Raw genomic sequence first — 13,343 nt, forward strand, 5'->3', positions numbered from 1 at the left:
ATTGACTTGTGTCTTTTAATGATTCTGAATAACCTTTCCAAACTAAAAATTTCAGTGTTATTTCACCGTTCCGTCCGAATTTATCTTCAATTTCGGTGTTCTGTGGAAGTACTGCATATTTCTTTCCTGGCATATCAGAATGCCACACATAATATGGTTTACGTTGATAAATTATTGAACGTAATTTTGACTTGAATAGACGATAATCTTCCGTATCAATACCAGAATAAATAAATCTTAATTCCAAATTAAAAGGAGCGAATGTGATTGCTCCTGGCAACACTCCATCCACTCCATTAATTTCTATATTGTTATCTTGTACTTGCACATCATCTTCTAAGAAATCCATATATATGAAACCTTCATTATCCGTTAAGTTAATAGTTTCATTATCAAATATAAGTTTAACTTCCTTTTTCAAACTAGAAAGCACCTCCCATGTTGTACATAGCAGACATCATATCCTCACCTTGTTGTCTACTGATATCTCTAGCTATTTTTTTACGATCCATTGTCATATTCTTGTTAGCTGTTCTATAGTTGTAATTTTCATTATTGCGACTAGATTGTAATATATCTTGCATTGTATATAGCATTTCTTTAAGAATGCTATTTTGCTCTTTCAAATCGCTTGATTCTTGTCTTGCACGTGCTAAGTCATTATATTCTTGTTGTTCTCTGATAGCTTCTTGTCTACGTATTTCGTCGGCATATCTTGAAATACCGTCATATACTGCGGACTGAGTCTTAGCAAACAAGTTTGAACGCAATGTTTCTTTAATTGCTGCTATACTCACATCATTGGGTATGACTTGGTCTCCACCTTTGAAATTGATGATTTCTCCACCTTTTTCAAAAATCTTAGATAACCCGGGAGGAGCATTATTTGTACCTTTGGCAAATCTTCGTGAACCTGTCGGGCTCCAACCACTTCGACCGTAAGGTAAATCACGACGCCAGTTAGAGTTGTTGAAGAAGGCAAGTAATTGATGATAACCATTTTTAATATTGCCATGTCCTTTGACTTTATATGAATCAAAGGTACTTGGTACATATTGCAGTAATCCTTGAGCCGGTGTACCTCTCAGATTGTTAATATCACCAATGTTACCTTGTGTCACGCCAGCATTACCATTTGACTCACGTTGGATTTGTGCAACTATACCATTTAATTCAGCGTTTGAAAGATTTACTTTCATTTGTTTGGCCGCACGTTTAATATCACTTTTCCATTTATTTGCTGCTTTGTTTTGACTTCCGCCACCATTATTCTTTTTAAGCCATGGTAAAGGGTCTTTAGCTATACCGTTCCATCTCATCTCATAATGCAAGTGAGGACCAGTCGAACTACCTGCGCCAGCACCTTGTCTTGCAGGATCACCACCAGAAAGCCCTAATAATGTACCTGGTTTGACAGATTTTGTGCCAGTCCAATTAAGTTTAGAAAGATGTCCATAAATAACTTCAATCGCACCAGAAACGATTTTCATCATATTACCGAATCCGCCATTGTATCCATGCGTGCCTGTAGCTTTACCTGCTATAGTTGAGTATACTTTCGTACCGTATGGATAGTTAACGTCGATACCGTGATGTGCTCTGGCAAACGGGTAGCCTTGAGCTATGGCTTCAGCTGCTGTTCTAGCAAATCCAAAGTTAATGCCGCGCCACAAATCAATGTAACCGCCATCACCCGAGCCGCTTTGTTCTTCAAACCATCCACTAATCAATGTTTTAAGTCCATCTTTCAGGCCTTTATAACCAAAATCCATGAAGCCACCCATAGCGCCCTTGATATTTGAAAAGTCAATACTGAAATGTTTCATGACTTTGTTAATTAACTTTCCAGGTTTTTCAACATAATCCATTACATCGCCTATAACTTTACCCAATGTATCTTTTGCTTTTTTAACAGAGTTTTTCGTCCAATTTAAAGCATCTTCGGCTATGTTTCCTCCGGCAAAGCCAGAGTTTTTTGGAACAAACATATCTCCTGTAGGTTCTTCATGCTTTTTGCGTTTTTTTGCTTGTTTTAATAATTCAATTCCTGTACCGGTTGAAAGATGTGGCATTAAAGGTTTGGATTGAATACCATTAAGAACTGCATCACCTCTGTGTAAGTTCACACGTTTGTTCCGTCCTATAGGCTTTTCAATTTTACCATTTCTGCGATATATGATCTCTCTATGTCCATTAGGTCCTTTTGCATTCCCTAGACCCTTATCATTAACAATAGCTTTTGTAGGCTTGGTTAAACGTCCTTCTGAATCTGTAGAAACTGTAGAACTAGCTCCTGTACCAGTTGATAATGTTTTGACCTTGTTTTTAATGAGTTTTTTCTTCATTATCTTATCAGATAACCAGTTAATACCATCAATCATAGCATTAAGCCCATTGATAGCACCATTAGCAACAGAATTACCTAAATCTTTTGCTGCTTTCTTAAATCCTTCTTTTGCCCCTATAATCCATTGTTTTAATTTATTCAACCAACTTTTAGCGCCTTCAAATAATCCTTTGAATTTACCGACTGTATTATCTTTAATAGCTTGACCTATATTTGATAATGTTTTTTTCATCGAATTAAAACGGTTTACAGCGCCATCTTTTAATTTTGTAGCAAAATTTATAACGCCATCTTTAGTTTTCTGCCATGATTTAGATACAAATTTTCTAATTTTTGTAGAGATTCCACTAACAGATTTAAATAAATTTGCGAAGCGGTTTTTAACCCCGTTATATAATGATTGGACTAATTTTACTACTGAATTTCTTATGATTTTCCAAATCTTCACTAAAAAATTATAAGTATTCGTAAAAATTGACTTGGTTGTATTAAAAATCCCTGTAAAAATTCGTTTGGTATTATTCCAAATCGATTGTCCGAAACTACTAAATACGCCTTTGATTTTCCCCCACAACTTAGGGAAAATTCCTCCGAACAATTTAGCAAATAATTTACCGACTTTTAATATTCGACCGACAAACATTAGTTGAATAAAATTCCATAGAAATTTTAAAACACCTGATGTGGCTTGCTTTATACCCGACCACATTGTTTTCCAATTTCCGGTAAACAAGCCTGCGAAAATTTTCACGACGCCCATGATTATATCTAATGCGCCTTTAATCGTACCTTTAATGGCGTCCCAAGTTGAAACTATAATATATTTGACCAGTGGCCACACAAAATTCATTACCGGTAGAATCACATTATTCATAACAAATGAAATAACCTTGCCGATATTTTGAATTGCTTGTGTTATAACTGCACCGTTCTCTTTCCAAAACTGCTTTAATTGATTACCTATTTCTAAGGCAAAGTTTTTTATAGCTGTGATTGCTGGCTGTAAAAACGCTATGATGCCATTAAAACTATTAATCAATACATTTCTAAATGTTTCTGATTTAGTCCATGCAATTACAAATGCCCCTGCTAAGGCTGTAATACCACCTGCTATAAGAGCGATAGGAGAGAGTATAAAACCTAATACAGTCGATAACGCACCAACACCTACTGCTGCAATAGTGGCAGTGATTCCTAAAGCAGCAATAATCCCAATAGCAGATTTAGTATGAGGGTTTATACTTTTGAAACCATTGGCTATTGATTCTATCACTGGTGCTAATTTCTCACTTGCTTTAGAACCAAAACTATCAATAGCTTTGGTCATGCCTTGAAACATATCAACTATTGGTCCCCTTGCCGATTCAAACATATTAGCCATATTAGCTTTAATACGAGTTGCTACGTTTGCTAGCGATCCGCCGATAGTTTCGCCGCTCATTTTCGCTTGTCCTTCAAGTTTTGCAGTGCTACCTGCTACACCGTCAGTACCTTGCTCAATACCTTCAATCAGCTTATTCATAGCATCTTTAGACTTAATTTGACCGTCAGAAAGTTTCTCCTTCATTTCTTCAATTGAAACACCATATTTATTTGCAAGTATTTGTAAAGCTTGCACACCATTTTGCCTCAAACGTGAAATCGTCCCGTATTCTGCCGTTTCTGAACTCGATAACTCTTGGAAAGCATCAGCTAATTGATCAATATCTTGAGCTCCTTTTCCCATACCATAAGCTTGATCAGTAATTGCTTTTAACATTGGACCAATTTCTTCCATTTCTACTCCAGATGCAACTAAACGTTTTGTAGATTCGGTTATTTGGTCTAATGGAATTGAAGTGCCCTCAATAGATTTACTTATATCATCCATAACTTTATTAGCTTTTTTACCACTTCCAAGAATAAGCTCTAACGACTTTTGTCCCGTATACAAACTATCCATACGTTCAATAGCGCCTTGAAACATATTCTTAATTGCGCTTGTAACTTTAGAAATAATGCTCATAACACCTTGGGCTAAGAAAGAACCTTTGAACACAGCCCACATATCGCTGAAACTTTTACCTGCTCTACTAGAATGTTCAGACATTTTTTCAATAGAACTTCCTACTTTGTCTTGTTGTGAAATCAAACTGGATTGTTGTTTCATCAAACCTTGTATAGTTTTTTCTTGTCGTTGTGTTTCGCTTGCATCTTCACCTTTTACGGCTTTCAAATCAGATAGTTTAGATTGTTCTTTTCCTATAATTGTATTTAATATTTCAACCTGTCTTCCAAGCCCTTTATATTCAGTTTTTAATGCATCTGTTTCATTACCATTACGACGTTGTTCAGCTGCAGTTTTCTTTGTTTGGACATCGAGTTCTTGCATTTCTGTTTGCAAAGAACTAGTAGAAGCATTAAGTTGACGTTGCTTATACTGAACGTCTGCTAGTTGGTTTTTATATCCCCTGTAATTTTGTTGAGCCACAGACACAGCAGCATTCGCTCTAGTAAGCTGTGTTTTTTGTTGGTCTGTAGCATTATTTACATCGCCAATTGAACTTTTAAGTTTATTTAATTCTTCTTTTTTCTTCTCAAGTTGTGCTTCGGAGTTTTTAACTGCACGAGCTAATTCCCCCTCGCGTTCCGCTAAATCTTGCGCACTCATAGAAGAACCTTTGAAAGCTTTTTCTTGCGACTTCAACGCTTTATTATTAGCTTTTAACATAGAATCCAGCACACGAGAAGATTGAGCAAATGGGTTTAAATCCATGCTGACTGTTGTGCCTAAATTAAATTGTCCTGCCACTTATCTCACTTCCCTTTTCTAGAACATTCTCATTATTTCTTCTGGACTATTTTCACCGGCTTTAATGCGTTTAATCGGCTTTCTAGATTTACCTGTTTTATCACCAATACTCCAAATTTTTTCATAAGCATCGAAATCCATTTCATCTATTTGTTCCACAGTTAAGTTTTGATTTTTCATGAAATCTTGATAAACGAGGTAAATATCTTCTAACCTTTCTTTTGTCGTTTGTTCTGTGTCGTTTTCGACTTTCCCGAATTATTAAATTCTTCAAATAAGTCTTCAATTTCGTCGAAGTCTGAACCGTCCATTAATTGTTCTAATGTGAATTGGTTATCAAACATTTCAACGATTACCATGTATTGTTCATCAATCAACTCACCATATGTGATTTCGCCCTTTTCTAATAAATTTGTTTTATCTTGTAATTCTGCAATTTTCTTAATGACTTTACCTTTTTTCTTAGTTTGAGTGAATTCTTGCTCTTTACCGTCAATTTCCACTGTGATTCTAAACATGTTTAATTACTCCTTTAATTTTTTATTTGCAAATAAAAAGAGGGCATATAGCCCTCAATAGCAGTTACCCTGCTGGTACTTCTTCACCATGTTCTGTATTACCTGCGACACCTGTTCCGTGAATAAGTTCCATAAATTTATCTTCACTAAAGTCTTTAGCTTTATCATGCACACGGACAAATACAACACCATCTTCACGTGCAATGAATTGCCCTTCTAATTCGGGCGCGTCTTGTTGTTCCGGAGAATCTTCTTGTGTAGATGTGCTAGATGATGGAATAGAGAAGTTGCCTCTAGTAGCCCCCATGTAGATATAAGAACCATCACTGCATTTTAACTTCCATGATACTGAAACATACGGAGGAACTAAATCTTTTGTATATACTTCCATCCCGTCACGGATTTCTACACCCATCAACTTTGAACGTTCTTCTGATGTTAAATCCATAAACGTACCTGATACAGTAGCTCCTGTAATACCGCTGTTTAAAATTAATTTAGAAACATTATCTGCGTAAACTTTTTCCTGATCTTGTTCTAACTCAAGCCCTACTTCTTGTAAGCCTGGTAATTGAATTACTTCTCCTTGTTCATATCCATTACCTTCTTGCATGCGGAATGTAAAATTCTCGCAACCTGTGATTACTTTTTTATCTGCCATAATTTATTGCTCCTTTCCGTTTAATAGCACTCTAAAACTCAACATATTGTTATAGAGTGAAAATTCTTCATCTTCGCTTAAGTCTTGTGCAAAACACTTACTATCAATTGTTTTAAATATTGAAATTATTTTTTGACTGATTTCGTACGCTTCTGATATAGACTTTGCGAATGTTTCAACAGCAAAAGAAAAGAGATAATGATCACTGTCATTATCTCGATATACTGCGTTGCCTAAATTAATTACTGTGAGCCTTATAAAAGGCGCGTATTCAGTTTTTTGATAAGTCTCTGGAATCTTAAATGTAAATATAGGTAGTTCATCTGTTTTTGTCTTTTGTTTACTTTTAATTAATTGAACGAGTTCATCATTACTATTAATAAGTTGATACATTCGAACTAAAGGATGTCTACTCATTTTAGCGTTCTCCTTATTGCTTCTTTATAGATGTTTAGTGCCGGCTTCCTCATTTGCTCCATTGTCTTTGCTTGGAAATGTTGAGGTGGCTGTCTAACCTTGCCGAACACTTTAGTACCAACTTCCGGGAAATGAATGTACCAACTTTTATATCCTACTTCTTTTTGTGGTAATGTTAATCCACTTTTGAAGTTTGATTGTTTAACAGTAGAAACTGCGTTGCCTGTGTCACGAGGTGTGTTGTTAATTAATGCAACTTCGTACATGTTAGCTACTTGAGTTACTGCTTTCTTAGCTTCTCTTTCACTTTTCGCAACCAGAGCATATATCTTTCTTGAAATTTCTGCGTCACTGTCATACATTGCCATTATTCAACCACCTCACATTGCAAAATACTTCTGTCATAGTCTTGATAATCATGTTCAATATTTTTTATTTCAAACGTTTTTCCTTTGAATTCTACATACATTTCCGACGTAATCGTAACTTTTTGAAAATAACGTATAATAAAGTAAACTTGTTCACGCCTTGCCGATAAGTCCATATTTTTAAATTCTTTGATTGCGTGTTTAGAAACTTCTGCAAAAGGCTTAGCAACTTCAATTTTTTGTTTTACATATGAACCTTCGTCGTTTTTTTTGTTTTTTATTTCATAGACTCTGATTCTGTGTTTAAGTTTTCCAATCTCCATACCGCCAAATCACCCCTTAACCTTTGAATGAGTGACAATGACGATGTGGGTACTTCAAACTTTTGAAACTGCGATGTAGTAGAAGGGTTTTCATAATGGTGTCTCATAATGTTTAGAACTAATAAATTAAAAGTGCTGTTATTTTCAAAGAAAGGTTCATCTTCTTTATTAGTAGATACAGCGCCCTTAACTTCATTAATTGCACTAGGTAACAAAACACCCATAATATAGTTATCGTCCAAATCAAAATCCATTTCTATACGCATTGCAGTTTTAATCGTCTCAATATCATTCAAATCAAAGCAATACTTTTTTCGAGACACATTGACCACCTACTTTTTCTTATCGTCTTTACGCATTAAAAAAGAGCTATCAAGATTTTTTTCAATCTCTTTAGCTCTCTTTACTGTAAAGTCTTGAATTGTGCCTTGTTCGTAAATCTTACCGTTGTGTACATCTTTAAATGTCTTTTGTACTAGATACTGAACCATTCAATCACTCCTTATCCTGCTGGTACTGTTTCAGCACTATCTTCAAATGTTACGAAGAAACCAGCATTTTTATCAGCTTGCTTTACATCGAAACGGAATGCGCCCATCAAGTACTTACCGTAGATTTCATTTTCAATCCATTGAACTGAAACGTCTGTACGGTCTGCGAATAATACACCACGCTTAACATCTCCGATAAATGCTAATGCGTCGCCGTTTTCACCCAACAAGTCATCACGTACAACTGTTACGTTCATACCTAATACAGTATTGCCAGCAGTGTTGATAATGCTGTCTTGTAATAAGTAACGACCGTTACCATCTTTCAATGTGTCTAGTTTTTGGTAGAAACTTTGAGTACAGATGATTTGGCGATCATAACCAGGGTCTAATTTAACGTTGATAATTTCTTTTAAATCATCTACATCAGTGATTGAAGTAGGATTGAATGCTTTAAGCACTGCACCAATTTTTTCGTTTAATGTATTGATTTTTTGTTCGTTGATGTTTTCAGACACAATAGCAGTTAAGTTAGCAACTGAATCGTCTAGTGCTTCTTGCGAGATTGGAATTGCACCACGATATGTTTCAACTTCCCAATTCACTGTTTCGAATTCTGGACGAGCCAACTCTGGGTTTTTCTCTAATTCAGCAACAGTGTTAAATTTAGCGTTAGCACGTTTTAAGATTGGATACTTACCAGAAGCAGTTGAAACTGAAGTCTTTTGTACTAACTCTGACAAGTCTTGGACTGTCTTAACTTCTTTTTCAGGAATATATTTAATATCCTCTGGGATAGTTACGCCAACGTCATCAGATTTAACATTGTCACGCTTAGCTCCTTTAGATTTCATGTACTGCTCAAATGCTAAAATTTCTTCATTTGTTTCTGGATTTTGATTTAATTTCGCCATAGAACGTTTCGCTCCTTCTTTTTTATTTTTATCTTTTTCTTCTTTTAATTCTTCTTCAGTAGGTTCTTCTACTTTTTCAATAGCGGGTGCTTCTGGTTTTTCTTCTGCTTCAGGTTTAACATCTGGTTTTGGTTTATCATCAGGCTTTTCTTCGTCTGACGGTTTCTCCTCTAATTCTTCACCAGTGTTATCACCTTTGTTATCTTCGACTTCTGCACCTTCACTTTGAGGTGGTGTTTCTTCTTGCTTAGGTGCTGATGCTTCAATTTCTTTTGAAAGCTGTTCGAGTTCTTCATACTCTTTTTTCTGTGCATCAATATCAGCTTTTAAATTACGTGCAGTTTCAAGGTCGCCCTTTTCGACTGCTTCTTGCGCTTTAGAAATCAAATTAGAGAGTTCTTTTTTGCGCTCTTCTAAATTAGCCATGTAATATCACTCCTTATTAAAAATTGGCATAAAAAATAGCCTTACGTTTCAAAACGAAGGCTTTCTAAGTCTAGTGCTATTTTCATTTGTTCAAGCTCTTTTACATTTGTAAGATCTTCAGAACGTTGAGCCACTATAACCGATGTATCATCATACGCAGGCATAGTTACAATACTTATTTCTCTAAGTTCTGAAATTTGATGAACTACATGTACATAATCCCCATCTTTTATTTCCCAATGTCTACTACCTTCATTTTTTTGAGGCAACGTATAAAAGAAACTACATTCATCTATATTTCCTAACTTGATGTTTTCGTATATATCACGACCTGTTGATGTATTAGGTAAATAACATTTAAATTTCAACCCTTTTTCATCAACATTTATTTCTAATGTCCTTGATTTTGTTCTACCAATAAGTTGTCCCCAATCATGGTCTACTAAGCATTTAACATCTGATACGTCAACTCCGTCAAATGCAGTTGGCATTATCTTTTCTCTATAACCATTCGGTGTCATTTTACTAACAGAATTAAAGATTACTGCATATCCTTCGATAACCATATCTTTATAGGCATCAACGTTACTATTCATCATACTCATCACCCCCTTTAAGGGTGTTTTTTTCAATCTCTTTATTGATTTTTGATTTTTGATAATTTTCTAACGTATTTAGTGGCGCACGGTTCAGGTCAACCAATGGTTGATCACCATGTTCAATAGGTTGATAACCAAATACACTTCTGGCTTCGTCTGTTGATATAATCCCCTTAGCGTGCAGTTCAGTAATACGTTGTAATTGTAGTTCTGGGTCAATATCGATAAGTCGAGATGAATCGAACTCTAATTCATAGCCTGAATCAATAAACTTGAATATCTTTGTCTCAAGCTCTGCAATCATCATTTTGAATATCGGGTCTAAGGTACTTTGCAAGTATTCTAGGTTAGCTTGTGTAATAGATGTATTAACTGTTTCAATACCTAACTTAGAAACCGGCAGACCAAACGCTTTAGCAACTTGCGATGTACTGAACTTATAACTATTTAAGAAGTTCAATACTTCGGTAGGAATTTGCAATCTGCTGAATTCCATTGTGTCGTCAATAGCAACTAAGCCACCATTGTTTTTAAGTTGGCTATCAGCAAAGTTTTGCTTCAACTCTCTTAATTGTTCTTCATTAATTTGCCCTTTTCTATACTTCAATACTGATGTCGAAGTCCCACCATTATCGAAGAAATTACGCAGGAAACTCTTAGACCCTTGAGATATACCAATCTCATGCGCTAGTGCATATAAAGGACTATAGCCAACATATCCATCTAATGTAATATATCTAAAGTGCAATATATCCTCACTTGTTATCTTAACTGCATTACCTTCCACATCTTCGCTTACGTTGTAAATAATATCCCCATCTTTTTCTTCAATTCCTACTAAGTCATTATGTAAGAAGTGGAATCCAACAGGGAAATCATTTTTGTCACGCACAATTTCTACAAAAGATTGACCGTTAAGTAACATATTCGCAATGATTATGAATTTGAAATGCCAACCTGGTAAATCTGAATACGGATTGTTATTGAAAAGGTTCAACACGTCATTCATTACCTTATTTGTTTCATGACCCTTAACTTTTAACTTGGTACTTGCAATGTCTGCTGAAATAATACGTGTAGCAGTAAACACATCACTATTACGCAAGGCATTGATACCAATATAACTAGCGTGCGTACCATGTTCTTGCCAATACAAGAGGCGTTCTAAATCTCTATTCATTTTTTCTTGTTTACTTGTAAATCCTAAATCAAGTAACGGCATTAACTGTCACCCCCTTTCCGACCCATAGAGGTATTATCATATGCTTGATTTAAGACACCTGAAAGCCCAATCAAGAGTAATCCACCGATGATATAGGCAAGAGGCTTCCACAGAATGAACAAACCATAGAATAGACCTACAAGCCCTATAATGAATAATAGTATTACTACAAGTGCATATAAGAACTTTTTCATCATCACACCTCCTATAAGAATAATGGCATCATCGTTTCTACATCCCATTCATGTTCACTTGCTATAACATAGGCAAAAATGGTCGCCATGAGAGGATCTATTTTTTCTCGATTCTTTTTCTTTTCTATCATGATTGAATCATTCACATTTTTAGCAACTGCATTTTTGACTGCTATATCAAGCAACGGGTTTTTGTGATGTTTAATATCTCCATTAATAACATTCAATCTAAAATCTAAGTTAGGATTAGAAAGTGTTTGTGGTCCTTGCCTAATTTCATACAAGTCGTAATACCATTCTCGACGCTCCATTTCAGCTAAGACACCATGTATCGAATAAGGGTCATAACATATAGCTTGAACGTCTAAATTATGTTTATCTATATAACTTTCGATGTAGTCTAAGACTTGTTCTGTATTGATAATGCCACTGGATAAGTTTGTAATCGTACAGTATCCATCATTTGCTAACTGTCGATAATCTATAAGGTCACGCTCAATCTTACCTTGCAAACCACCCTTAGTACCTACAAAAGAATGTGACGTTATATAGTATTGTTTCTTTATTTCGTCTAAGTGTATAAACGATATAGCTGTCAGATCATCAGCACGTGATAAATCTAGCCCGATATAAACTTTAGTGTCTTTAATATCAAAGTCAGATTCGTTCTTTTTCCAATCGTTAAAGTCAAGGTAAGATTCTTCACTAGCTTGCATCCAATAATTAAAGTTTTTAACTAGCACGCGGAACATCGAACCCTTTTTAGTAGCTTCTGCTACGCGTTTTTCAAGGAACTCTTCAATTTGTTCCTTTAATTCATCCGTTTCATTAATTAGTGGATTAGATTTAGCCCACATCGTACTGTCTTGCCATTCATCCTCAGAATCTTGTTCGTAGATCACTGCGAAATATTCATCGTCAGTGTATTTATCATCTAAAATATCTCTGGAATATGGCCACTCATCTGTATACATTGGTGCATTAAGATTGAATCCAGCAGTAGAAATAATAAATATCATCGACTGCCATAAATTACCTTGACCAGATTCAATAAGCTCTATCATTTCATTGGTTTTTGCTGCGTGGTATTCATCAATAACGGCTAAGAATGGTTCAAAACCATCAACAGCACCTGTATCACGAGATAAAGGCCGGATATATGAACCATCTTTAGTATGTGTAAGCAACTCACGCACTTTTTTAACATCTTTTTTAAGTTCTGGTACTTTAGAAACGAAATACATTAGTTGTTTAGCTACCATATTAAATACAATACTTGCCTGCGATTTATCATTTGCAGCAGTAAACATTTGTCTACCTTCTTTAGGTTCTCTATCAAACAAAAAGGCATATAATACCAGACCAGAAACTAAAATGGATTTACCATTTTTTCTGGCCATTGATATAAATGCTTTTCTAAATCTCAACATATCTGTATCTTTCGTAAACCAACCACGAACACTTGCGATAATGAATTTTTGGAATAGACCTAACTTATTAATGTTACCTTTAGTATCAGGTAACGCCTCAACGAATTTAATGACCTTCTTAGCACGTTTCGGCTTATAGGTATAATTCCATTCATCATCATTTACTGACCTGTGAATGTCTTTTAGATGGCGTATACAAGCAAATCGAGTATATTTTGATGCGGTATATTCTCCAGTCAGCACTCTGACACAATACTTATAGGCATCATCTTTATACTCAATAGGTATATCTAATAATTCTTCATTCGTTTTAGGTGTTAATGTGCTAATCGTCATCACCCATTCCAAATTCATCATACACAGATTTCTTAACTTCATTTTCAGAAGGTACAACTAAGCGTAACCTTGAATCAATTGTTAGTCCTAACGACCCACAAATAGAACGAAGCTCTTTCATAGATTCCATATAGACCATAAACGTGCCTGATTTTTTATTAGTATCAGGATCTATATAGCCATTTTCTTGAATATAGCGATAAGCATCGTCATTTATATCTACTAATTCACAATATTTTTTAATTAATGTGAAATCCAATTCTGCAATGGGCAATTCTTGTAGTAACGGAATAATACGTTGCCATT

General features: G+C 35.2%; 16 protein-coding genes. All 16 read right to left on the minus strand.

Features of this window, described 5'->3' with window-relative positions; translation table 11 throughout:
* Positions 1-421 (minus strand): phage tail domain-containing protein (locus HMPREF2846_RS07105; protein WP_176745473.1); only part of this gene is annotated, 421 nt, incomplete at its 3' end.
* Position 422: 1 nt separating this feature from the next.
* On the minus strand, positions 423-5,138 hold the full coding sequence (locus HMPREF2846_RS07110) for a tape measure protein (RefSeq protein WP_070626324.1): 4,716 nt from the start codon (positions 5,136-5,138) through the stop codon (positions 423-425).
* 18 nt (positions 5,139-5,156) lie between these two features.
* Complete coding sequence (locus HMPREF2846_RS14380; RefSeq protein WP_218086516.1) at positions 5,157-5,297, minus strand: hypothetical protein; 141 nt, start codon at positions 5,295-5,297, stop codon at positions 5,157-5,159.
* 50 nt (positions 5,298-5,347) lie between these two features.
* The gene (gpG, locus tag HMPREF2846_RS07115; protein WP_070626325.1) at positions 5,348-5,656 is read right to left on the minus strand and encodes a phage tail assembly chaperone G; all 309 of its coding nucleotides are present in this window, start codon (positions 5,654-5,656) and stop codon (positions 5,348-5,350) included.
* Positions 5,657-5,720: 64 nt separating this feature from the next.
* Complete coding sequence (locus tag HMPREF2846_RS07120; protein ID WP_070626326.1) at positions 5,721-6,317, minus strand: major tail protein; 597 nt, start codon at positions 6,315-6,317, stop codon at positions 5,721-5,723.
* A gap of 3 nt (positions 6,318-6,320) precedes the next feature.
* Positions 6,321-6,734 carry a hypothetical protein gene (locus tag HMPREF2846_RS07125; protein ID WP_070626327.1) on the minus strand — a complete coding sequence of 138 codons (414 nt, stop codon included), beginning with the start codon at positions 6,732-6,734 and terminating at the stop codon, positions 6,321-6,323.
* A complete protein-coding gene (locus HMPREF2846_RS07130; protein ID WP_070626328.1) occupies positions 6,731-7,102 on the minus strand; it encodes an HK97-gp10 family putative phage morphogenesis protein in 372 nt (123 codons plus the stop codon). The genes HMPREF2846_RS07125 and HMPREF2846_RS07130 overlap by 4 nt, the downstream gene beginning before the upstream one ends.
* Positions 7,102-7,425, minus strand: a complete 324-nt coding sequence (locus HMPREF2846_RS07135) for a phage head completion protein (protein WP_070626329.1) — start codon at positions 7,423-7,425, stop codon at positions 7,102-7,104. The genes HMPREF2846_RS07130 and HMPREF2846_RS07135 overlap by 1 nt, the downstream gene beginning before the upstream one ends.
* Positions 7,380-7,748, minus strand: a complete 369-nt coding sequence (locus tag HMPREF2846_RS07140; protein WP_256274481.1) for a head-tail connector protein — start codon at positions 7,746-7,748, stop codon at positions 7,380-7,382. The genes HMPREF2846_RS07135 and HMPREF2846_RS07140 overlap by 46 nt, the downstream gene beginning before the upstream one ends.
* Before the next feature lie 9 nt (positions 7,749-7,757).
* A complete protein-coding gene (locus tag HMPREF2846_RS14385; protein WP_176745475.1) occupies positions 7,758-7,916 on the minus strand; it encodes a hypothetical protein in 159 nt (52 codons plus the stop codon).
* A gap of 11 nt (positions 7,917-7,927) precedes the next feature.
* Positions 7,928-9,256 carry a phage major capsid protein gene (locus HMPREF2846_RS07145; RefSeq protein ID WP_070626330.1) on the minus strand — a complete coding sequence of 443 codons (1,329 nt, stop codon included), beginning with the start codon at positions 9,254-9,256 and terminating at the stop codon, positions 7,928-7,930.
* Between the two features lie 41 nt (positions 9,257-9,297).
* Complete coding sequence (locus HMPREF2846_RS07150; RefSeq protein WP_070626331.1) at positions 9,298-9,855, minus strand: HK97 family phage prohead protease; 558 nt, start codon at positions 9,853-9,855, stop codon at positions 9,298-9,300.
* Entirely contained in the window at positions 9,845-11,077 is a 1,233-nt protein-coding gene (locus HMPREF2846_RS07155) for a phage portal protein (protein ID WP_070626332.1), read from the minus strand. Before HMPREF2846_RS07155 ends, HMPREF2846_RS07150 begins: the two co-directional genes overlap by 11 nt.
* The gene (locus tag HMPREF2846_RS07160) at positions 11,077-11,271 is read right to left on the minus strand and encodes a hypothetical protein (protein ID WP_070626333.1); all 195 of its coding nucleotides are present in this window, start codon (positions 11,269-11,271) and stop codon (positions 11,077-11,079) included. The genes HMPREF2846_RS07155 and HMPREF2846_RS07160 overlap by 1 nt, the downstream gene beginning before the upstream one ends.
* 11 nt (positions 11,272-11,282) lie before the next feature.
* Positions 11,283-13,055 carry a terminase large subunit gene (locus HMPREF2846_RS07165; protein ID WP_371099751.1) on the minus strand — a complete coding sequence of 591 codons (1,773 nt, stop codon included), beginning with the start codon at positions 13,053-13,055 and terminating at the stop codon, positions 11,283-11,285.
* The coding region (locus HMPREF2846_RS07170) for a phage terminase small subunit P27 family (RefSeq protein WP_070626334.1) at positions 13,027-13,343 on the minus strand (317 nt) is incomplete at its 5' end. The genes HMPREF2846_RS07170 and HMPREF2846_RS07165, both read right to left, overlap by 29 nt.

Source organism: Staphylococcus sp. HMSC056G08, from assembly GCF_001812305.1.
GTDB classification, from domain to species: Bacteria; Bacillota; Bacilli; order Staphylococcales; family Staphylococcaceae; genus Staphylococcus; species Staphylococcus simulans.